Source organism: Burkholderia sp. Bp9140 (assembly GCF_003853425.1).
GTDB lineage: Bacteria > Pseudomonadota > Gammaproteobacteria > Burkholderiales > Burkholderiaceae > Burkholderia.
The window spans coordinates 1-22,406 of the sequence record NZ_QTPQ01000002.1; the positions used below are offsets into that span (position 1 = coordinate 1).

General features: G+C 58.4%; 19 protein-coding genes and 1 pseudogene. 7 read left to right on the top strand and 13 right to left on the bottom strand.

Annotation, left to right across the window (positions count from 1 at the left end):
- Positions 1-70: 70 nt before the first annotated feature.
- Genes hcaB through DIE21_RS01660 form a run of 7 tightly spaced genes read right to left on the bottom strand, consistent with a single transcriptional unit; the run spans position 71 to position 5,205 of the window.
- A complete protein-coding gene (hcaB, locus tag DIE21_RS01630; RefSeq protein ID WP_124495409.1) occupies positions 71-880 on the bottom strand; it encodes a 3-(cis-5,6-dihydroxycyclohexa-1,3-dien-1-yl)propanoate dehydrogenase in 810 nt (269 codons plus the stop codon).
- A gap of 2 nt (positions 881-882) precedes the next feature.
- On the bottom strand, positions 883-1,446 hold the full coding sequence (locus DIE21_RS01635; RefSeq protein WP_124495411.1) for a 3-phenylpropionate/cinnamic acid dioxygenase subunit beta: 564 nt from the start codon (positions 1,444-1,446) through the stop codon (positions 883-885).
- Positions 1,443-2,855 (bottom strand): aromatic ring-hydroxylating dioxygenase subunit alpha, encoded by a 1,413-nt coding sequence (locus DIE21_RS01640; RefSeq protein WP_124495413.1) that lies wholly within the window; start codon positions 2,853-2,855, stop codon positions 1,443-1,445. Before DIE21_RS01640 ends, DIE21_RS01635 begins: the two co-directional genes overlap by 4 nt.
- An 11-nt stretch (positions 2,856-2,866) precedes the next feature.
- Positions 2,867-3,211, bottom strand: a complete 345-nt coding sequence (locus tag DIE21_RS01645) for a non-heme iron oxygenase ferredoxin subunit (RefSeq protein ID WP_124495415.1) — start codon at positions 3,209-3,211, stop codon at positions 2,867-2,869.
- Positions 3,208-4,068, bottom strand: a complete 861-nt coding sequence (locus DIE21_RS01650; RefSeq protein WP_124495417.1) for a protocatechuate 3,4-dioxygenase — start codon at positions 4,066-4,068, stop codon at positions 3,208-3,210. Before DIE21_RS01650 ends, DIE21_RS01645 begins: the two co-directional genes overlap by 4 nt.
- 14 nt (positions 4,069-4,082) lie before the next feature.
- Positions 4,083-4,379: an extradiol ring-cleavage dioxygenase gene (locus tag DIE21_RS01655; protein WP_124495419.1), complete on the bottom strand. Its 297-nt coding sequence runs from the start codon at positions 4,377-4,379 to the stop codon at positions 4,083-4,085.
- Positions 4,380-4,383: 4 nt separating this feature from the next.
- Positions 4,384-5,205, bottom strand: coding sequence for an alpha/beta fold hydrolase (locus DIE21_RS01660; RefSeq protein WP_124495421.1), 822 nt, complete (start codon positions 5,203-5,205; stop codon positions 4,384-4,386).
- A 183-nt stretch (positions 5,206-5,388) separates the two neighbouring features.
- Between DIE21_RS01660 and DIE21_RS01665 the strand changes: the two genes are divergently transcribed.
- From DIE21_RS01665 to DIE21_RS01675, 3 genes are all read left to right on the top strand, one after another.
- Positions 5,389-5,988, top strand: coding sequence for a TetR/AcrR family transcriptional regulator (locus DIE21_RS01665; RefSeq protein WP_124495423.1), 600 nt, complete (start codon positions 5,389-5,391; stop codon positions 5,986-5,988).
- A 268-nt stretch (positions 5,989-6,256) separates the two neighbouring features.
- Positions 6,257-7,018 carry an isochorismatase family protein gene (locus DIE21_RS01670; RefSeq protein ID WP_124495425.1) on the top strand — a complete coding sequence of 254 codons (762 nt, stop codon included), beginning with the start codon at positions 6,257-6,259 and terminating at the stop codon, positions 7,016-7,018.
- Positions 7,019-7,520: 502 nt separating this feature from the next.
- Positions 7,521-7,946 (top strand): TerB family tellurite resistance protein, encoded by a 426-nt coding sequence (locus DIE21_RS01675; RefSeq protein WP_124495427.1) that lies wholly within the window; start codon positions 7,521-7,523, stop codon positions 7,944-7,946.
- A 238-nt stretch (positions 7,947-8,184) separates the two neighbouring features.
- On the opposite strand, the gene DIE21_RS01680 is transcribed toward DIE21_RS01675, so the two are convergent.
- Together DIE21_RS01680 and DIE21_RS37600 are read right to left on the bottom strand one after the other, a co-directional pair.
- Positions 8,185-9,177, bottom strand: coding sequence for an IS5 family transposase (locus DIE21_RS01680; RefSeq protein WP_124495429.1), 993 nt, complete (start codon positions 9,175-9,177; stop codon positions 8,185-8,187).
- Between the two features lie 1,591 nt (positions 9,178-10,768).
- Positions 10,769-11,189: pseudogene (locus tag DIE21_RS37600) on the bottom strand (hypothetical protein); the annotation flags it as partial.
- Between the two features lie 1,241 nt (positions 11,190-12,430).
- Here DIE21_RS37600 and DIE21_RS01685 point away from each other — a divergent pair.
- Positions 12,431-13,345 (top strand): hypothetical protein, encoded by a 915-nt coding sequence (locus tag DIE21_RS01685; protein WP_124495431.1) that lies wholly within the window; start codon positions 12,431-12,433, stop codon positions 13,343-13,345.
- Positions 13,346-13,423: 78 nt separating this feature from the next.
- Here the strand turns inward: DIE21_RS01685 and istB are convergent, their stop codons facing one another.
- Positions 13,424-14,173: an IS21-like element helper ATPase IstB gene (istB, locus tag DIE21_RS01690; RefSeq protein ID WP_059913564.1), complete on the bottom strand. Its 750-nt coding sequence runs from the start codon at positions 14,171-14,173 to the stop codon at positions 13,424-13,426.
- Positions 14,174-14,188: 15 nt separating this feature from the next.
- A complete protein-coding gene (istA, locus tag DIE21_RS01695) occupies positions 14,189-15,745 on the bottom strand; it encodes an IS21 family transposase (protein WP_124495433.1) in 1,557 nt (518 codons plus the stop codon).
- 112 nt (positions 15,746-15,857) lie between these two features.
- Between istA and DIE21_RS01700 the strand changes: the two genes are divergently transcribed.
- A complete protein-coding gene (locus DIE21_RS01700) occupies positions 15,858-16,586 on the top strand; it encodes a hypothetical protein (protein ID WP_124495435.1) in 729 nt (242 codons plus the stop codon).
- A 136-nt stretch (positions 16,587-16,722) separates the two neighbouring features.
- On the opposite strand, the gene DIE21_RS01705 is transcribed toward DIE21_RS01700, so the two are convergent.
- Positions 16,723-17,547: a three-Cys-motif partner protein TcmP gene (locus DIE21_RS01705; RefSeq protein ID WP_185642719.1), complete on the bottom strand. Its 825-nt coding sequence runs from the start codon at positions 17,545-17,547 to the stop codon at positions 16,723-16,725.
- 250 nt (positions 17,548-17,797) lie between these two features.
- Here DIE21_RS01705 and DIE21_RS01710 point away from each other — a divergent pair, with 250 nt between their 5' ends.
- Both DIE21_RS01710 and DIE21_RS01715 read left to right on the top strand, forming a co-directional pair.
- Positions 17,798-18,655, top strand: coding sequence for a DUF5131 family protein (locus DIE21_RS01710; protein ID WP_124495437.1), 858 nt, complete (start codon positions 17,798-17,800; stop codon positions 18,653-18,655).
- Positions 18,656-18,685: 30 nt separating this feature from the next.
- Entirely contained in the window at positions 18,686-19,957 is a 1,272-nt protein-coding gene (locus tag DIE21_RS01715) for a three-Cys-motif partner protein TcmP (RefSeq protein WP_124495439.1), read from the top strand.
- 160 nt (positions 19,958-20,117) lie between these two features.
- Here DIE21_RS01715 and DIE21_RS01720 read toward each other — a convergent pair whose 3' ends face one another.
- Positions 20,118-22,037 carry a reverse transcriptase domain-containing protein gene (locus DIE21_RS01720; RefSeq protein ID WP_260432258.1) on the bottom strand — a complete coding sequence of 640 codons (1,920 nt, stop codon included), beginning with the start codon at positions 22,035-22,037 and terminating at the stop codon, positions 20,118-20,120.
- Positions 22,038-22,406: the final 369 nt, after the last annotated feature.

The window sequence follows — 22,406 nt, forward strand, 5'->3', positions numbered from 1 at the left end:
AGGCATTCATGAAAATCGCCTGCTGCATCATCTGCTGGCGACAGCTCCAAAATTCATTGTGTTAGCGCTTCTAAGTCTTACGCCCCGGTCTACCGCGCACTTCCCACCCGCCGTCGCTTTGCAGAATGGCCGCCGTTGTGGCCGGGGAGTTACGCCGCGAGGCCAACAGCACGTAATGGCCAGTGTGGTCCTCCGGCTGTGCGATGAAGCCCAGCGGCACCGCATTAGCCACGGCATCTGAAAAACCCGGAATCTCCGACAGTTTGGCGCCCTGCTTGCCAAGCGATTCGGGACCCTTAAGCGGGGTGACCGTACCACCAGGGGCGACCGCATTGACGCGAACGTCCGGTGCTAGTTCGTAGGCAATCTGACGGACCAGGCCAACTCCAGCATGCTTAGAAGCCACATAGGCTGGCCCACCGCCACCCGCATAAAAGGCGGCGTTGGACAGCGTGAATATCATGCTGCCACGCGTCTCACGCAGTGCCGGCGCCGAGGCGTAGGCTGCCAGAAGGTAGCCCAACACATTTGTGTCGAAGATCTCGCGATAGGCCTGCGTGAGCTGCTTGCCGTCGGTGAACTTGCGAAGCGAGGCAAAGTGATCCCACACGCCGGCGTTAGCGACCAGCGTATCAAGCTTGCCGAAGGCGGCCACCGTCGCGGCGACCGCCTCGGCATTAGCCTCGTCCGAGCGCACATCGCCGATAGTGACGGCCACACGATCACCAAATTCCGCATGCATCTCGTCTGCGGCACTCGTGCTACGCACCAGCACACCGATGCCACGTGCACCTTCGGCCAAGAAACGGCGCACCACGGCCAAACCGATCCCGGAGCTAGCGCCGGTTACCAGCGCAACGTCATTGTCAAGCCAACCCATGGTCAGAGGAATGTGTTGAGGTTTTTGGACATCAGCAGCGACTGCGTGATGACGATCTTGCGCCGCGCGATTCGATACTCGTCGCCATGCGCGCGCAGCAAGTCTTCGCGGCGCCCTAACAGCAGATCGTTGTCCGCTTCGCCTCGGCTGCGATAATTCACGAAGACCGAATGCACGATGAATTCGCCTGGGTGCGGTCCCGTCAGTGCCTCGACGTTGCTGATAACGTGCACGTGCCGCGTCGGAGGATCCTCTGCCCAAGCCGATGGCTGCTTGAAGCGTGCCACGCGGCGGCTGAGATCGACGTGGTTGTCGTCAAAGAAAGCGCCCCGCCCGTGCGTGTACGCACCGATCTTGTCGGCACGTCGACGGTTTTCGATAGCTGGCATCCAGTAATGAATGTCTTCAGTCATCAAGGCGAGCCAGTCCTCCCAACGCTCGTGGTCGAGCAAGCGTGCTTCGCGGAACAGGAACTGTTCGATGCAGTGTGACGTTTCGAGATCCACAGTGCGCGCAGTGTTTTCTGCGGCCTCGTTGCTCGCAGTCGGTTCAAGCAATGTGCTCATGCAACCTCCCGCGCGCCCGTGTTGGTATCAGAATGCTCAAAAGCACTCTCCGGCAAATTGGCTTGATCACGCCGGGGCACATCGCGCCAATGCTGTGCTTGCATCAGATCGAGCCAGCGCCGGTAGAAGGCACGGTGATTAGCTTCGTTAACCTGATTGCGATAGACGTTGCCCGGAAGGTCGGTATCGCCCAGACGGCTGCCCCGCCCCAGTCCCATGTACAGGTCTTGTTGACGCGTCACAAAACCGGTATTGGTGCGCGTGGAGAACTCGAAGTTCTCCCCATCATCCATCTCGAACACGCCTGACGGCGAAAACGTCATCATCGCGCCCTTGAGCCAGCGCTCCTTGATGTCCTGCGGTGCGCTCTTGTTGACGATGGTCCAGGTGTGCAATTCGATCTTGCCTGGGCCACGCGGGTGCCAAACTCGGAATGAATTCTGCCCCGGCAAAAAGGACAGATTCGGAAACACGCTAGCCGACGAGATCGAGCCGATCATCTTGGAGCGCAGTTCTCCCAGACGCTCCGCCACTTTTGGCTGGATGCCGTAGAGATATTTGCGAATCTCCTTGTCTCCGAGCGTTGCTGCGTTGCCAACGATATCGAGGTTGAATTCCCAGCCGTGGCCATTGAAGTTCACGTGATAGGAGTCCGGATCCTTGTAGACCTCGGCCACCGGGCCACCCAGCATTGCACGTGCGGCGGAATCATGCGTCCACAGAGCGTGATAAATGTCACCGATGAAGTTCTCGACCGGAACCTTCCAGTTGCAGTTGATGACCGACTTGACGCAACCACCAACGAATTCCGTTCCTTCGCTGTCCATGTCGAGCATGACGTCGAGGTAGTAGCGGAAATCGCCCAGGTAGGATTCGAGCGTGGGCGCATCCGGGTCCATGTTGCCGAAAATCAGCCCCTTGTAGCTGGCCACGTTCGCCACTTGGTGCAGGCCGTGTTCGGCCTTGTTCATGCCGCTTTGGTCAAACAGCTCCTCGCCGGCCATGCCGCGCAACGCACCATCGATGCCGAAGCTCCAGCCGTGATAGTTGCAGACGAAGCTGCGGGCATTGCCGGCATCGCTAAAGCTGAGCCGGTTGCCTCGGTGCGGGCATGTGTTCAAGAATGCCTTCACGGATCCATCCTTCTGCCGCACGACCAGGACGTTGTCTTCCGCCATGTAGGTGGACAGATAGTCGCCGGCTCTCGGAATCTGCGACTCGTGCGCCAGGAACAGCCAGCTACGCGCAAAGATCTTCTCGAGCTCCTGTTCATAGATTCGGTGGTCCCAGTAAACCCGGCGCGACAAACGGCCGCTGTCCAAGTCGATCAGCTTATCGAGATCGCGCAACGGCTCGCTGACAGGGTCTTTTCGCAGCCGCTCGCAATTTCCAGTGCAGTTGTGTGTCATGGTCTGTCTCCTCAAATGGTCGACGACGCGGCTTCGGATTCTTCATCGAGATCGGCGAAAATCTCCTCTCCATCCTCGATGACGCGGTAGGTGCGTAAATCGACCGTGCAAGGAAAGCCCATTGCCTGCCCCGTCGGAATATGGAACTGTCCGTCGTGCACGGGACACGCGATCAGGTCGCCGTCCACGATTTCGCCCTCGGACAACGATGCAGTCGCATGGGTACAGATGTCGCTTGTGGCGTAAAACGCGCCGTCAACGTTATAGACCGCCAGCGGGCAACCTGCCGTCTCAACCTTGCAGACTTGTCCCGGCTGGAGCGCATCGCGCTTGATCAGGAAAACTTTGTTGCTCATCTTTGCCGTCCATCTGCCTCTTGGCAGTGCAGTTGTACGAAGCCGAGGCCCGTCACCCATTCCGGCACCGCCTCGTAGGCCAGAACCTCGCCGCGCGCACCTTCCAAGGCGCCCATTGCACAGGCCCAATTGCGAATTTCCATGCCGCCATTGCCTCCGTTCGCGAGGATGTAGTCGTCGCTCAGCGCGGACATTGCCCCCGTGTCGCCACGCAAGGCGTAGTCGAGAATCTCCCGGTCGAACACTTCATTGACGCGTCCCATCTCGGCCGTGCCTACCCAGTGGCTGATGCCGCCGCTGCCGATAACTGCGACACGCTCCCGCTCTGGAAAGGATTCGACGGCCTCTCGAATCTGCCGCCCCACATCAATTGCGCGCGCAATGCGAATGTAGGGGTCCACGCCCGCAGCCAGATAAACCGGAATTGTGGCAACACGATGACCACTTTGGCGCAGTGGCTCGACAATCAGTTGGTTTGGAATGCCAACCGCATGATCAACCGTCAGCGCGCGCGCTACCGCCCAATCGAAACCGCGTGCGTGGCCGTCGGCTGCGATGTGGCTGGCGAGGGCTTCATTGTTCGGAATCACGCCTCTCTTCAGGCCCGGCATCGCATCAAGCGGGCCATCGACATCGCCCGTTCCGATCAGATAGCTTGGCAAGCACGTCGTGCCGAACAGCATGTAGTGGTCGGCACCTACGATCACCACGGCGGTTGGCTCGAGCGCTGCCAGCCGTGCTGAGCATAGCCTGAAGGCATCCCACATTCGCTCGCGCACGGCAGGGGCCGGTGCCTCCGGCGCCACGAACATCACTGGGTCATGCGGCACCAAAAAGCCGCCGACGATTTGTCCCATTGCTCTCTCGCTGTCTATTGCTTGAGGGCGGCGCTATGCACCGCCTCGGATGCGCCCAGGGGGCGCAACTTCTTCATGTAGGCGCGCATGTCGCGCTCAGGAGAAAGCTCCTGCCAGAAACCCATGGTGAGCATCGGATTAACCCCCGCTTTCTGCAGGCCGAGCACATCGAAGCCGATCAACATGTCGCGCTCGTCATCGGTAAGCGCAAAGCGCGCTAGATGCGCAACCGCGTCTTCGCGGAAGCGTTGTTTTGCAGCGCGATCTACGGTGAGCTGATGCAGAACGCGTTCAAGGACGTTTCGGCTCATGGCTTTACGCGCAGAAATTTCGGACAAGGTGGAGGAAGTCTGCGCGGCGCTCAGTCTGCACCCAATGACCACATCGGCCAAACAGATGCAGATCGGCATTCGGAATCGCACGCGCCAGCAATTGTCCACACGACGGAGGCACAACACGGTCCTCGCGGCCATGCAGCACCAGCGTGGGCGCTTCGATCTTGGCTACCACACTCTCGGGGAAAGCCTTGACGATAGTCGGGCCTTCGGCATTGGGCTTCGGCAGAAGCTTGCGCAGCGCGTCCTGCGCCCCCGGGCGCGCACTTGCCTTATAGCGGGACTCCACCATCTCGGGCGTGATGATTGACTGGTCATACGGGAACAAGCGCATGGCATGTTCCATGTTCTCCAGCGACGGCTCGTATTCCCATGCCGACCGAAGGCCAGGCGTCTGCTCAAATTCTCCGGCGGGCGTTCCGAGCAGCACAAGGTGCTCCACTCGCGAGGGATCAAACGTGGCCAAACCCAGAGCCAGCGCACCTCCGAATGAGTTACCGACAAACGAAGCCTTCGCGATGCCCAGCGCTTCCATGATGCCAACCAAGTGACGCACCCACAGCTTGATGTCGTATTTGTTGTCCTCCTTGAACTCGGTGAAACCGAAGCCTGCGATGTCCGGCACGATCACCCGAAACTGCTCGGAGAGATCCTGCATTACGCCCTTCCAGTTGCTCCAGCCCGACACGCCCGGACCTGAGCCGTGCAGCAGAAACAGCGGCTTCCCCTTGCCCAAGTCGAAGTAGTTCGTTTTGTGCGCCGCCGCCATCAAGGTCTGCCCAACACCATCAAAGTTCGACATATCGTTTCGCTCCATACGCATACGTATGGGTATGTTATGAGGCGACCTGCCTTTCGTCAATACTCGATTCGTTCGGGTAAACGCGCAAAATTTCGTCCCGATTCAGGCTTTACCGTTGTGCTTTGTACATACCTATGCGTATGTTTCGGAAGGGTACAATGATCAATTTCCGTTGGAGTCGAGATGGTGGATAGCCAAATACCGCAAGGTAGCCGCGGCCAATTCGGTCCTGATGTTTGGATTGCCGGCGCTCGCAGGCTGTTGGTTACCAAGAGCGTTGACGCGGTTCGCGTCGAGGCCCTAGCGAAGGAAATGGGTGTAACCAAAGGTAGCTTCTACTGGCACTTCAAGGACCGCGACGATCTTCTACGGAGAATGCTGACCGCTTGGCGCGATGAGGCCACCGAGCAGATCATCTTCCGCTTCGAAAGCCGGGCGCTACCGGCGCGCGAATTGGTACGGGATCTTCTCAGCCTGCCATTCCGCGGCGCGGCTGCGCATGAAGCCGCCGCGACCGAACTTGCCATTCGCGCATGGGCGCGCCGTGACGAAATGGCCCGCGCCATCGTGGACGAGGTCGACGCTAAGCGCCTGTCGTACATCGCACAATGCTTTAGTGCTATGGGATACAGTATTTCTGAGGCGCGGGCGCGCGCGTTTGTGCTCTATAGCTATGAGTTGTCGGAGTCACTGCTGTCAGATCAGGGCACGAAAGCGCAAAAGGAAGAGCGGAAAGCGTTCGTCGAGAAAATGTTGCTGGCGCCGTCCCACGATAACTCCTGAGGTTCTCCAAACTTTGTGTCGACCAATGGTCGAGCTACGCAGCCTCCTCCCTCTGGTGCGCTTAGCCTTGGTCCTGAGCGGACAACTTAGCTTTGGGCTGTAGCTCATAAGCGCTATTTCGCCGGCCGGGTTTGTACAAGCTCGATTCGTCTCGGAGCCGCTTTCACACAGGTAAGTACCTTACGTGTTGCGGATCTGCATGCTACCGTCGGCTTCGACTGTGGCGCTGTGATCTAGCCACATGCAACTACCGACCTTGGAGAACGCAATGAGTGCCAGAGTAGCCGATATCATCAGCCCCACGACCAATCAGGTTTTACCTCCCGCTGTTTCTGCAGATGATGCACAACGTGCCGGGCGCGTGCCGTACGACAAGCCGACCCCAAACAATGCGATCATGCTCTTCATCGATCATCAGATCGGCTTGATGGCCGGGGTACGCGACTTCGCTTCGTTGGCCGAATATCGCAACAACGTTGTCGGGCTGGCACGCACCGCAAAAGCGCTGCAAATTCCGGTATTGCTCTCGACCTCGAACGCACAATGGCAAAACGGGGACACCCTTCCCGAGCTTAAGGAGATCTTCGATAACGAACCGATCTATCGTCGCACCGGTATCATTAATTGCTACGAGGATCCGACATTCCGACGTGCGCTTGAGGACCTCGTTTCCCGAACCGGGCGGCGTCACATCATCATTTCCGGTGTGACAATCGGTACTTGCTGCGCATTCCCCACGCTCGCAATGCTGCAAGATGGTTACAAGGTATTCCCCGTCATCGACGCCTGTGGTGCGTGGAATGCCTATGAGGCAAGTGCTGCCATGTCACGCATGGCGAACGCTGGTGCACAGCTTGTGACTACCTTCCCGCTCGCCTGCGAACTGCAAGCCGATTGGAAACTTCCCAGTGCAAATGACATGCTCGCTCCGTTTATTCAGAATCTGCCTGAGTACGGGTTTGTGCTTCAGAACTATTGGAACAATGCAAACCAGCATACGGTTCCAGATCCGTTCGACATCGTGAAGTAGAGAGACAAGGCCGGGGCTGAGTAATTCGCTCTCATGCTACGGAGGTCGAAGAGCACGGTGTTGATTGCATTGCCCTAAGCTCCCGTCGACCAGACCTGTTGCGCTCGCCAACGATTCTCTTGACCGATCACTGGTTCGATCAAGCCGCGGCGCCGAATTATCACGCGCAATATGCGTGATGCCTCGTCGCGAGCCCGGATGGCAGACCATCAAGCCGATTTTTTCAGTTTCCACGCGGTTTCGGTTATAGGACCGAAGCCTTGGGCGTCTTGATTTTTGACGCCCTTTTTTATTCATCACTGAACGCGGTCGACCATGCCAATGATTCGTTTACGCGATGACGCAAAGTCACGCATGGATCAATCCAAACAAAATACGGCAGATCACGAGACTTTCTCACCACGCATGACTAATCGTCTGCCACACTATCGAAACGCTACTGCTTCACATCAATTGCGCGTTTTAAGTGTTAGATTTCATACCATTTTTATTAAAAATCAACATGAGAAGTTATCTCCCGAATAGCCCTCAAGCTGCGGCCCGTATAGTCGCTTTAATTTTGACAGTCGATGGGCATGTCGATCGACGCGAAGAACAAGTCATCGAAACGCTCGGCGTCTCCCGTCAACTCGGACTGGAGGCGGACGAATTTGCCCAAGTGATGAAGGCCCTGCACGAAGATCTTCAAACCAGCCATTTCCACTCGACAAACCACATCGACGCGGCAGCCGTAGACATGGTTACTCGCGAGATAGACTCTCCTGTATTGCGCCGCAAAGTGCTGGAAATGTGTTTCACGGTTGCCATTGCAGACGGATTCTTGGCTGACAGCGAAGCCGAAATTATTCGCTTGATTCTAAACTCATGGACTAACCTTGGCCAAGGAGATAGTCCAACTCAAAATAGAGATATTTTGCTTCATCGCTAGCCCCAATTTCTACCTGGCATTAGTTGTAGTGTTCCGCCTGCTTTGTGATGCCCTGCATCGGACCGGACTCTGCACCGGCTGGCGAGTTCAGTTGGTGTTATCCTCTAGGGAATCGCTGATTAATAGCGGACGGCGCGAGGTCGTCGGCGACACTGGTGCGGAATTTCCGGATGCCGAAGTGAAACGCGGCCCATTCGGAGAAGTTCGTCCCGAGGATGCACTTCATTTCTCGCATCTTTCACACACATGACGGACTGCTCCCATGAACCGACCTCAACCGGTATTGCGCGATCACCAGGTTCGCCAGGGCGAACAGACTGAACAGTTGCGCCGTGTTCTTAAGCAGCCCCTTGTAGCGCACCTTGCGATGACGGAACAAGTTCTTGACGACATGAAACGGATGCTCGACCCGCGCGCGGATCTGCGCCTTGGTTCGCTCGACCTCGATCACCAGATCCTTCAGCGGACCGTCCTGCATCGCCTTGATCTTGCCCCGCTTGGCCGCCACGCGCCACGTCACCGACTGGCCCTTCATGTCATCGCGCTTGTCTACGCCGATATAGCCCGCGTCGCCGAACGCTTCTTGCTCGTGACCGTGCAACAGCGCGTGCGCTTGCGAAACATCCGACACATTGGCAGACGTGCCGACCACGCTGTGAACCAGCCCCGAATCAGCATCGACACCGATGTGCACCTTCATGCCGAAGTGCCACTCGTTGCCTTTCTTCGTTTGATGCATGTCTGGATCGCGACGCTTCTCGGCGTTCTTGGTCGACGGCGGCGCTTCGATGATCGTCGCATCGACCAGCGTGCCTTCCTTCATCATCAGCCCGCGTTCGCACAGCGACATGCCGATCTCGTCGAACAGCTTGCGCGTCAGGTCATGCTCGATCAGCAGGCGCCGGAACTTCAACAGCGTGGTTGCATCCGGCACGTTCTCGACGGCCAGATCAATCCCTGCGAAGGCCCGCATCGCGATGCTGTCATACAGCGCGTCCTCCAGCCCTTCGTCCGACAGGCTGTACCACTGCTGCAGGAAGTAGATTCGAAGCATCCGCTCCAGACCGATCGGCGGGCGGCCGCGCGCTCCCTTCGGGTAGTACGGCTCGATTGCCGTCAGCAACCGCGACCACGGCACCAGCTTCTCCATCTCGTCCAGAAAACGCTGGCGCCTGGTCACGCGCTTCTTGCCCGCGCTTTCCGCTTCCGCAAAGCTCATTTGCCGTTTCATCGTCGTGGCTTCGTTCCGTGAACTATCTTTTACAACGCCCTCGGCTACGTCAGCGATGACCGCCGAACTGATTAAGCGGGTAAGGAGACGGCATTACTGCCGCCCCCTCCCCAAAGAACCGCCCAAGCGACTTTCACCGCAAACGGCTCAAGCACAGCTAAAGCATCATCACCTGATGCCGGTCTCGTCGTACTGCACAAGACCTTCGCAAACGCCATAGTGTTGGTTCATCTCATTGCTGAGACGAGGGCGCTGAACTGCGTACAGCAGTCTCTTCCAAGCTTCCCTACGTCGAACCTTAAACATGGGCCGACGACAGCCGCACCACGCGGAAGTCTGCGCCCTTTCGGGCTAGGGCAAAGTTCGAACCCCTATCCGCTCCATTACAGAGCGGCATTCGCTTTTTCCGCGTTCTCTTACCCGCTTCCCCAACAGCTTCCCTCGCGGGTCACCTGCCAACGATTCGACGCTCCGAACCGTGGCAGAGAATCGGGCTTACCACGTTCCCGTTCTTGCCGACCCGGCTCTTCCCGGGCCTATCCATTTAGCGTCTGTCTTTCCCCCGGCAGCGCTTGTGACGACGTGCTCCTTCTGATTAGAGGAGCAACCGGCTGCACACCTTTTGGTCAGGGCCTGTCAGCCGCTTTGGCCCTTCGGAAATGACGAGGTTTATCAACAATTCACTTACGTTACGCATACGGAACTTGCCTGGCACCTCACACCGCGCGGCGGCTGGCAGTGTCAACTCGCCCCGTCACCGGGGTGAGCCGTCAATCGAGAGGCACGTTGTCTCCAAAGCTTCATACCCAGCCGTTACCAGTTGAGCATGTCTGGATAGGCAACTGTCGGTCGCACAACAGGTCGCAGTTCCAAGCGCCTTACTTCGGCGCTTGGGATACGACAAGACAAGAACGAGCTTTGCTGCCCTCACTACTTTACGTTCGACACGCTATGGGCAGCAGCACGTGTCGCACAATCAGTGTTTCCCTAGCGTTCCGCGCTGATGCGCTCAATGGCATTCAGAATTGGACCAGTGGCAACGCCCCAGATGGCACGGCGCTCTCATCGTTCGTGTATTTCTTGATACGCCCACCCAACGTTCCGTCCCCGATGGCATTCTCGATATAGCTGATCAATATCAGGGCGTCCGCGGAGTTGCTTCGACGGATGCGCCCTGACTGAAAAAACCCCGCCCTCTGGGAATAGTGAGGGCGGGGACGAGAAATGGACACCTCGGCACGAGGCGCGTCCAAGAAGGTTATCGACTGTATTACGAAGATCCTGAAGGGTGACATCAAAAAGCTAGTCTTCTGCCTCCGCGATTCGCACTGCCAACAACGACCTTTCATGTCGTCATTCCGGCTTGCTACCGCTCGCGGTCATCGCTCTGGTGTGCTCGTCATAACGTTGTAATTCGATACGCAGTACGATGGAAAATGTGTCGCGATTGCTGGTTGGTGTCGCTTACGGCCTACTTCCGACTGGCCCCAGCAAGAATAACCTTTATCACTACGCCATTGCCCGCACACCGGTCTCGCGGGACCACAAATAGGCAAGGCCGGCTCCTCTATCGGTGTAGTCCCTGAAGCAGTCGATGTCGGCGAGCGTGACACCACTCTCGATCCAGCACTTCCCTGAAAGTGCGACGATGGTTCAGCTCAGTGAGCCGTCGGTTCGCGCCATGAGGACAAGTTCAGACTCTGCACGCATCCGGCGCCGCAGTTGTGCCCCGTGCATCATGGACAAAACCAACGAAGGCGGCTCCGAACATCGCTACCCGCGCACGGATTTTCACGGCGTCGTGGCGCCACGCCGCATCGATGTCTTGCTCCACTTCTGTCACCATGACGATCAGCGCGACGCCGGAAAGCAATCCATTTGTATTCGAAACTCGCCGCTTCCGAGAAACGCTGACAGGTCCGCCGCGCAGGCGCGATGCGATCGGGTCGTTGACATAGCGCCCCTACGCTTGGCCTATCCCGACGGAGCGACAAGTACTTGAAATCAGCGAATTGTCGTGGCGTACACACGTTGGCCTAGTCAACGAGCCGGCCCAGTACGAGCACTGAGCGGAGAAAACGCTCTCGGACATCAGACCGAGAGCGCGCAAGGGCGCCGAAGCTTGTCGTGGCGGCTTTGCAGCAGTTGAGGAACGACAACGCCATCAGTGCGCACTCGAGTACAATACCAACGGCCACGACAGAGGAAGAGATTGGCGACTGAAGGTGCCTCGTGGCCGAACGGCGTCCAAGGCGCCACGAAAATCTCATGACCGGCTTCGATTGCATACCAAAAAGGCGCTCGCTACCTACGGCAAGTGACCGCCAGTCCAAGGTTTTCACTCGCACGAGCGCAAGTCGCGACTGTACCAGACATTCGCCCCCCTCAGTACACCGATCGGTCACTGCCATTGACGCGGCAGAAAGCGACTACCGTGATCGCGGTAGCGCTTGCGGTACACCGCTCCTCTGGCCAGCAGCCGCGCAGCGGCCGCCACACCCGATACGCGTGACGAGGAGGATATGCTTACGTAAGCATATCCTCTTGAAAGTCGAGCGTATCTAAGGTGAGGGTATATTTCCTTGAGGATTGCTTGTGAGGATATCCTCACGTGAGCAGAACCGGAATGGCCGGAGCCCCGCCAGCTGTCGCTCGCCGCCCTTCCACCATTCCCTGGCCGAATGGTTCCGATAGACGTTCGGGTCGCGGCTCTATCTTCGCCACCGCGCCGGACTGTCTCAACCCTACCCCCGTGGTCGTCCGGATTTCCCCGGCGCGCCACCGGTCATGCCCGTCCGCGCCAGCGGTCACCACCGAAGCCCTTCATGCGGAAGGGGCGGCCCTCTCGTCGGGCGGCTCGTGCTCGGCCAACGTGTGACGGGGAGGTATAGTGCTGGAAATGCGTCATCCAGCGAAAAATTGCATGCGGAGTTCCGCTCAGAAGATCTCCCTTGCATCGAAAGGTCTTTTTCGGCTTAACCCCAAGAGACTTATGTTCCGTTGAACGCCAGCACGTGAAAGTCGGCTGTTCCAGACGCTCGTCGCGCCACCACGCGGCGTCTCGTCGGAGGCTGCATGTTGCCGCTAATCGCATTCAGGCTAATCTGAGACGTCGGAGCCGTCGAAGTCAGCACCCGGTGGCACCGTGCCGAGTTCACCGGCAGATTGCGACCGATCACGCACGACCGCTAGTGAACCGACTTCGCTTTAAACGCTGTCAAAATGTCAGCTCGTGCAATATCGTGGAGAAGCAATGCAGGCTTCACTCGTTCCTCTCGACACGTTGAGGGAGCATATCGCTCGGGCGGTCGCAGCAGCCAAGGCCTACGAGATTCCCGACGCATGTGTCCGCCTGGGGATTCAACAGGCGGTCGAAGAAAGCGACGCGCAGGAAGCTTTCAACAGCAAGCGGCTGTACGTCCGGCACCGTATCCTCACCTTGGGCGAGCAAGCTCTTCTCGATTTGGCAATGCGGGTGTTGCGCGAGTACCCATCAGAGGATCTCGCGGACACCGTGAGCGAGATGACGGTCCATGCAGAGCACCGAATAAGCGAGTTGGTCAGGCGTGATGTGCTCAAGGCCATGAACCACTTGGCATCCCTGTTCGGCGAACTGCCGTTGATTGACTGCCTCAGCGAGGTATTCGGTGTCTCGGTCATCCGGGATGATCCCGATGGGCTCCTCGGCCGCATCAGTCTGCATGGGCAGATAGTCCAGCACTGCTTGGACAACGACGACTGGTCGCACGAAGAATTGCTGACCCGATGCGGCGTACTGACGTGCAGCCAGACGCGCTTCGTCGAGCTGCTGGCCAAGCTTCTGCACCCCATGACACGCCGCGACGTGGATCAAACGGAGTTGGCCACGGCAATTGGCGCGGCGCTACGGCGGGACGGCTTCACGGTTCGGCAGACCGGCGTGGAGTCCGGGTACGCCATCTACGGCGTAGTCCGGGCGCAAGCTGGTGTTGCCGGAGCGATGAAAAACCTGATCTTCGCCTCGATCGGCGAGAAGCCGGAGCTGGTCTTTCGCGACGCGGTCAATAACGACGTCGAGATCGTCAAGCATGCCGACAAGGTGCTGGTCTTCGATCGCCCCCTACCCAGTTCGGGCCTCCTGCTCTGGAAAGATCTGCGGGACTGGTATTGCGTATTTCGGGGAACGTGAACACCTGTTTCGGTGAAGTCGAACAGATCAGGAGGGAGGTGCTGCGTAGTGCTTAGATTGTACTGCGGGTGTTCGAGATCAAGCTACTTTTTCGTTTGTGTCCTTCGGCTTGCGCATCGACTCGCCTTTCAGCGGCAGCTTGTGAGCCTGATGTACGAGGCGATCGAGGATCGCATCAGCGAGCGTCGGATCCTGAAGCCAGGCGTGCCAGTGATCCTGCGGAAGCTGACTGGTAATGATCGTCGAGCGGGTGCCCACGCGATCGTCGAGCACCTCGAGCAGATCGTTGCGCGATCCCGGATCGACGTCCTGCAGCCCCCAGTCGTCGAGCAACAGGACGTCGATCTTCGCGAGCTGCGCAAGTCGTCGTGTAAAGCTACCGTCACCGTGGGCGATCTTCAGCTCCTCGAACAACCGAGCGACGCGCACGTACAGTACCGAGAAGCCCTGTCGGCAGGCCTGCTGGCCGAACGCACACGCGATCCACGTTTTCCCGGCGCCGGTCGCACCCGTCAGGATGATGTTCTGCGCGTTGCGGATCCAGTCGCAACTCGCGAGCGTGGCGACGACGCTTTTGTCGAGCCCGCGACTCTGCTTGTATTCGATGTCTTCGACACACGCCTGCGGATTCTTGAGCTTGGCGGACTTCAACAGCCGCTCGAGCCGCCGGGTGTCGCGCCAGGCGAGCTCGCGTTCGACGACCATGCCGAACCGATCTTCGAACGACAGGCTCGTACTGGCGGTCAGCGCCGCCTGTTCCTCGAACGCGCGCGCCATGCCATCGAGCTTGAGCGCCTTGAGTTGAGAGAGAGTTTGCTGCATCAACATCGCGACCTCCTTGGGTCAGTGGTAGTACTCCGGACCGCGCACGTTCTCATGCAGCGGCGATTGCCATTCGGTTGTCCGGCGTTGGGTCAATGGCTGCCGGTCGGAGCCAGATTGCAGGATGTTGCGTACCGACTTCTGCGTCGGCGCACCGATCACCAGCGCACGTTGGCAGGCCGCCTCGAGGCGTTCCTTGCCGTATTTGCGCGACAGCGACAGCAGGCCGAGACACGCGCGGTACCCCATCTCGGGATGCGGTCGGCTGGTCAGCAGGTGCTTCACGATCGCCTCGGCGCCCGCGCCGATAGATGCGCCCCAACTGAGCAGTCGCCCGGGCGTCCATTCCATATGCGCGCGGTGCGCCGCCGGCATGTGCTCGGCCACGGTGGTGTACTTGCCTTTGAGTCGACTGCGGGCATGGGCGGCGACGCGTTTGCCGCCGTGCAGGATCTCGACGCCGAAGCGCGTGACCCGGGCGTGAACCTCTTGCCGAACGAGCTGATGGGGTGTGCTGTAGTAATGGCCGCCGACTTCGACGTGGTAGTCGATGTTGACGCGGCATTTCTTGAACGTCGCGATCTCGTACCGACGCGTCGGCAGTGGGCGCAGCGCCGGCCGGTCGAGACGCTCGAACCACTCGCGGCGATTGCCCTCGAGCTTCTTGAACGGCCGGGCATTCAGATCGGTGATCAGCGCGGTGATCGCTTTGTTCAGTTCGGCAAGGCTGTAGAAGCGGTGGTTCCGCAGCCGAGCAAGGATCCAGCGCTCGACGATCTGCACGCCGACCTCGACCTTCGCTTTATCTTTCGGCTTGCGCGGCCGTGCCGGCAACATCGCGGTATCGTAGTGATTCACGAAGTCCTGTGTCGTCAGGCCGAGCGTGGGCTCGTATCGATCGGCATTCGAGATCAGCGCCTTCGGATTGTCCGGCACGAGCAGCCGCGGAACGCCGCCGTAAAATTCCATCGCGCCGATCATGCCGCCGATCCAGTCAGGCGTAGCCTCCGAGCGGGTCGCGCACGCATACGTGTAATTCGACGCGCCGAGCACGGCAACAAAGATGTGCGCCTTGAACGCAACGCCGCCAGCGCGATCGAGAATCGGCACGGTCGGCCCGGCGAAGTCGGCAAACAGCTTCTCGCCGGCGAGGTGCTGCTGGCGCATCGAGCGCTTCAGCGTCTGGGCCCAGTCCTTGTACCGTTGGCAGAACTGCGTGTAGCGGTAGGTCCGCTGGCCGGGATGGGCGCCGACGTATTCTTCCCAGAGCAGCTGCAGCGTGACGCCCTTGCGACGCAACTCGGCGTGGATCCATGCACAGTCCGGCTCGACGCGATCGCCAACAACCATCGTGCGGCCGGCGCCGCGCTTGATGAGCAGCCGCTCGAGGTCCGACTCGGACAGCGGCTCGACCGTTGCCCAATCCAGGCCTGCCGATGCAGCGAGCTGCAAATACTGGGTGATGGTGCCGAGCCCGACGCCCAAGGCCCCGCTGACCTGCCGATGAGACAGATTACAAGTCCATTTCAGGCGAAGCACTTCTTTTATTCTGCGCATGGTCGTCCGGTGGGCCGGCATGGTCCGTCTCCAAAAAGAGACCACCATAACGCCGGCGGATTGAGCCATTCGCAGCACCGCCAACCGAAACGCTGTCCGCCGTTTCGGGTCGCCGAACAGTCATTCCGACGAAATGAACAGTCATTTCGGCAAGATGAACACCCATTTCGGGAAGATGAACAGCCGTTTCGGCAAGTCGAACACGCATTTCGGAAACCGCCTGAACTGTTCAGCTTCGACCGAAACGGCTGTTCACCTTCCTCCGGAAACCCTGTTCGACTTCAACCGAAATCGCTGTTCGGCTTCGCCGAAATACGCATGGTATGCCGAAATGTACGGCATCACCGACCCGGGTAGCGCGAAGGAGCAGTTATTCCGACGGCTGCGCCAGGCCGTCCTCAGTGCCCGCTCTGCGGGGGAATTCGCAGTGTTTCAAGGCTACTACGAACGCTACGGTGTTTCGCTTGGCGATCGATTGCCGGCTCTCATCCCGCAGGTCTACCTACACTACGACCCGTACACCCGGCGCCAGCGCGGCGACGAGCAGTTCCTTGTGCGACAGCGCATGGACTTCCTGCTGATGCTGGAGCAAGGCGTGCGCATCGTGATTGAGATTGATGGCCGCCACCACTACGCGGTACAGGATGATTTGGCGCCGGACCGGTTCATCGCGAACGCACCGCGCTACGCCGAAATGGTCGCGGAGGACCGCCGCCTACGGCTGATGGGATACGAGGTCTATCGCTTCGGCGGGTATGAGTTCATGGACGTCGACCTCGGACAACGCAAGGTCGGCCCGCACGCACAGCAATGCGTCGCCGAATTCTTCGATAGGTTGTTGACCAGGCATGGCGTTCGGTGATTGGCGTGAAGCACCCGATCGGCAACAGTCCCGCAAAGCCTCGTGATCACATCGCCGCACGAACTCGCCAGCATGCACTGTTCGCAGGGGGTTCAGTAGGCGTCCGCTCTACGCTGCCGGCACGCGCAAGTCCGGATCAAAAGAGACTTCGAGTGTCCAGCTGACACGCTTCACGCCACAGCTTATCGGCGAGCGGGTGCCTGGCAATAAGACATAGCCAATACATGGTCGATTCCTTGCTGTTCCGGACCGGGTACATGGTGTCGCAAACGTGCATCCCCACGTTGCTTACTAGGGCTCTCCAGTGCCCGATGAACGCATCCCGCATTGCATGCTTTGAACTCTGCTTCTTCACAACGTGACGCCAGCCGGGAGCGAAACTATCCAGCGGCGAGTGGTCAGCTTCAAGGCCTGCCGCTATGTTGCGTTGGATATCTCCGGTGCTGAGATGAACCACAATGTCCATCGTCGGCTTGGTAGCGAGCTTCTCGATGATAGAGAAATGCAGATGTCCCGCGTTGAACGGATCAAGCAGTGCGAGATGGAAGCCGCGGTCGCTGATCTGCGGCAAGACCCAGTCAATGGTCTCGTCAGCGCGACCGGCCTTGGACTTGAGTGGCGCACCGTGCTTACGCAAGCGTGCATCGCACGCGACGAGGAATTCCGGATTCGCATCAGCGATGAAAAAATCCGAAAAAGCGCCCCGCTTCTGTTGGGCAATCTGCCACGCAGCAAGCGGCCCCCCGTCCTGAAACATGTCGGTATGTTTGATCTTGACTCGACCGGTCCCCGCGAAAAGATCAATGTACGTGCGCTGGCTCGTGAATTTTTGTCGTGCCGCCCACGACGCATCAATGTATCGCTTGATGATCCGGTGTTTCTCCTCCGTCACCCAGCGCCCCACCACCATGGCCGGGAGTCCGTCAAGCGGATCCGGTACAACCCTTTCCTCGTCTTTCACGATGTTCTCCCCCGGGTGCATCCGTTGTCGAGTGCGGAAAAGCATTCCACCGCACAGCCGGCGCCATTGCGCGAGGTTACACATAAGCATCGGTCTTATGCCGAGACATGAGTCTGCGCCGCCGTCGCACAATTTAAGCGCGAATTCGTCCCTTTTCCAGCTTGAACACAGCTTCGTCCGCCTAGCCTATCCCTTTGTGCAGTATCTCGGAAGAGTACAATAACGCATCAGGTCATTCACGCCGCAGGCAATGGGAAAAGACTCTCGCATCGAATGGACGCATCACACCTTCAACCCCTGGTGGGGTTGCGTCAAGGTTTCGGCGGCCTGCGATCACTGCTACGCGGAGACGTGGGCAAAACGCCTTGGGGAAGGACTGTGGGGCCCCCACACCCCGAGACGCTTTTTCAGCGACGCCCACTGGAAAGAACCCCTCAAATGGGACAAGGACGCTGCCAGGGACAAGGTCCGCCGGCGTGTATTCTGTGCATCGATGGCCGATGTGTTCGAGAACCGCCCCGACTTGGTCGATGAGCGTCGGCGGCTGCTCGACCTCATCGCCCAGACGCCAAACCTCGACTGGCTACTCCTCACGAAGCGAATCCACCTGGTCCGCAAGCAACTGCCCAAAGGGTATGACTTCCCAAAGAACGTCTGGCTCGGAACGACGGTCGAGGATCAAGCGACGGCACACAAGAGAATCAAGCACCTATTGGAATTCTCATCGCCTTCCGTGAGATTTCTCTCCTGCGAACCGCTTCTGTCGGCCGTCGACCTCTCGCCGTATCTGGTACGGAACGAGAAAGGTAACCGGGTTGATTGGGTAATCGCTGGGGGCGAGTCCGGCCCGCATGCGCGCCCGATGGACCCGGCTTGGCCTGCGGCTTTACAGCGTCAATGTACTCGAGCGAAAGTGCCCTTCCACTTTAAGCAATGGGGGCACTGGGCGCCCGTCGACCAAGTGGTTGACGTTCTGAAAAAAAATACCCCCATCCGGGTTATCCGGCAAGACGGCACCGAAGTCTCCGTCGCGGCTATCGGCAAAGGTAAGGCGGGGAGAGTCCTGGCGGGCAAGCACTGGGATCAATTTCCGCGCATCGTCGTTTAGTCTGCTCAACCCATCCCGAAGGTCCTCACCTTGGCAAAACGTCACTACGATTGGACCAACGGTCCAGCTGAGCTTGAACCGCACAGCCTGACGAAACACCAGGTACTTGTTGACTATCTGATTCGCTATTTTCAGCAACGCTTGCTCAATGCCCGTGGACGCGACCGCTTCCGCATCACGTTGGTTGATGGTTTCTGCGGTGGCGGGCGATATCAGTTGAAGGGAACGGGAGAACTTGTACTGGGTTCGCCTTTGCGCCTACTACAGGCTGTAAAAGAGGCGTCGTTCAAGATCAATGAGGACCGGCCCAAGCCCATTTTGTTCGATGTGCAGTACGTCTTCGTCGACAAGGACAAGAAGGCGCTCGGACATCTGCGCGAGGTCTTGCGTCAGGAGGGCTATGAGCGCGCAATCGACGACACCATTCACATAATGCATGCGGAGTTCGGTGCGGCGACCGACGAAATTCTTGCCCGCGTCGCTCGACATACGCCTCGCTCTGGCACTGCGCTGTTCTTCCTCGATCAATATGGCTATGCAGAGGTGCCGGCATCACTGATCCGCAAGATCTTCGCCAGCGCCCGCGACGCGGAAGTCGTTCTGACCTTTCATGTGTCGTCGTTCGCGACGTACACGAATGACGAGCTCGCCCGGAAGATTTCGTCGACTTTGCAAGTCGACATCTTCAAACGCTTGGGCGGGAGGTCGATCGACGAGGTCAAACAGAACGAAGCGGACTGGAGAAGGTTCATTCAGGCCGCACTCTATGAAGCGTTGGTCGACGGCTGTGGGGCAGGCTTTTTCACCCCCTTCTTCATTCGGGGGACCGGCGCTGGTCACGGCGAATATTGGCTCGTACATCTGTCGCAGCATCACCGGGCCCAAGACGTCATGAAACAGGTTCACTGGCAACACAGCAATCACTTCGTCCACTACGGTGGCGCCGGCCTTGACATGCTTGCCCCTCAAACCATGGGCTTCCTGCAAGATTTCGACGGAGGCTTCAGGTTCGACGACGTTGCCCGCGCGAAGTCGGATAAGGAACTCGTCGTTCAGCTCGCAAGACGGATCTTCGACCAAACCAATCCCAAACCATTCTCCCTGGTCTTCTCGGAGACGTGCAATGGGTCTCCTGCGACGGCATCCATGTACAAGGATGCACTGGCCATTCTGGTATCAGAAGGAGAAGCAACGGTACAATCGGCCGATGGAAAGCCTCAATATCGTGCACGATATATGCGCGACACCGATGTGGTAGACAAGCCGAAGCAGTCCAAACTGTTCCTCTCGAGCGGTCTTTAGCGTTCGGCTCCCCCGTTCCCGAGACAAGCGCAACAAAGACGCGCGGAGACCCAAAGCAGCTACGTCTACGCCGAGCATTGCCAATATCGGGTTGCCGGTGTCGTCCCACCGATTGGGCGAATCGACACCGAAAACAAGATGCTCCGTTATGCAATCGCGCTCAGGCGTCCGCTGGAGGTCGCGGCCCCTCCGGATCGGCGGGTGCCGGAGCCGCTGTCCGCGGGGCGATGACCGCTCCGGACGGGGCAACGATTGGCGCCGCGTCCAGCGCCGATGCGGGTGTCACTGGAGCAGACGAGGCAAGCGTCGCTTTGTACTCTGAGATAAGGGCGTCTATAACCTCCATGCAAAGACACTCGTCGTGCCCAGTGCCCATGTAAGCTCCGCGCTGCGCCATTCCTGCGACCCGAAAACGATCATCGGTAAACGGCCCACCACTGTTGCCAGGGCGAACACTACCGGAATTAGAAAGAGTGAAACTAATCATTCCGGCGTTGGGCAGGGTTCGATTTAGAACCTTTTGCTCGTTGAAATCTGGAAGATTCCATTGCTGGTAAGCCGGAAATCCGATAAGGATTCCTTGTGCACCAGACTCAATAGCGCAATCCATTGCTGAAAAATACCGATGCGATGGCGGGTCCTCAAAGGCGAGCAAGGCGAAGTCCATCTGTGGATTGCGGTACAAGATCTTCGCCGGCCACGACTGCTTCGTGCTTGGCTGGACAAGAGTCAGCGTTTTATTAACCATCTCCGGTGCGTCGAAATCGGTGTTAAACGAGTGCTTGTTCACCGTAGCGACGCCCTCGAACACGTGATTGCAAGTCACCAGCAAGTTGAGCTCCCGGTAGACAAAGGCAGTTCCTTGCCCCATTGGAATGTCATCGGTATGGCCAGGTGCGCTTTGATAGTCGCCCCACCACTCGACAACGAAGCAGGCTTCACGTGCCGTCGTTTTGTCTCGCACAACAGGCTCGACAGGCAGTCTCGGCGCGACGAAAGGCCCAGCGGCCCGTGTTTTCAGCACCGCGGCGTTGTAGCGTTCGGCAAGCCGCGTGTAGATCAGGTCATCTTTGCCTCGGACCATCCGGACGTAGAGTAGTTTTCCCCATAGTACGTTCTTCAACTCCGGCACTTTGCCGCTCCGTGTCTGACGTTTCCACGGCTTTTTCTCGTATGGCCCTGTAGACGCGGCCACAACGCGATCGCTCCAAACCTTTGACGCAGCCGCGTAGTCGTACTTCTCCCACGCATGCAAGGCACCTCGGACACGATCGATAAAGATTCGGGGAACGTTCGGAAAGCGATTGATGGTCAACCCCGTCACCTCCATCCGGCGAGTGCGGTCGCTCAACCGGGTTTTGGCAGAGTTGACTTTGAAGTGGTGCTTGTTTGCGATTAGGTCGTGAAGTTCCGTTCCGATCAACACATCTCCGTCATCATCGACCCGGCAGATCGCTGCAGGCAACCGAGATGTCTTGCGGACAGGAAATGAGAATGTGATGTCATCAGCGTATCTGGTGTAGCGCGCGAGATTCCGGCGCGCTAGGTCTGCAAGATCACGATCCATCGTGCGACACACCATGTTGGACAGGAACGGCGACGTCGGCGCCCCTTGTGGCAATTTCTTGTCGAGTGTGCAGATGTGCGCGATAACTGTCGCGACCTCGTGCGAAAAATTGAATGGCTGCTTCTCCAGTACGCCGCGAACTCGGTAGAAGGTGATACTTGGAAAGAAGTCTTCGAGATCGATGTTGAAGACGTGATGGTTCTTCGGTGAACAGTGCGCTTGAGCGTTGGTCAGGATGCTTCGTTTGCGCACAAACCCGTGAACTGCCGGTTTGATGGACCCGGCTCGATTTTGCAGATAAGCTAACACCTTTTCTTGGATGATTTTCAGGCGTTTGCGTGGCTCCAAGATCACCCGGTCAGTTCCATTGCGCTTTTTTATCGTGAAGTGCTTGTACGGTGGCTGAGGGTAAATGATGGCTTTGAGCTCAGAGTACGCGATCCCAAGGACATGCGTCGAAAACCAGAAAACTTTCTGGCGAGCGAGCTCCTCAAGAATAGCTTCGATACTCAAATGGGTTCGCATGTCATCCCGCTTTATCTTTTTTCGGATGCCGCCCCCGGCCGTCTTTCTCCTGTATACCTCGATGAGGCTATGCTACTTATAGGATCGATACGCTGACCGCGCGGGGGTACCGCGTGGGGAGCCTGCGTTAACGCGGGCCCGGTTAAGCTCCGAAGGGGGCGGCGATAAATTGTAATCCGTCGAACCGAGTATATGCAATGATGCACCGCCCGACGCTCCCCTGCAGCCGAGCCTGATTGACTCGTCGTCAAGTTATCCTGTCAATTTTGGATTCAGCTCTAACCACACGAGCCGCTCCTCCATCGACCCGAGCAAGCTCGGAGTCTGACCTGTAGCCCCCCCCTTAGGGCAAAAGCG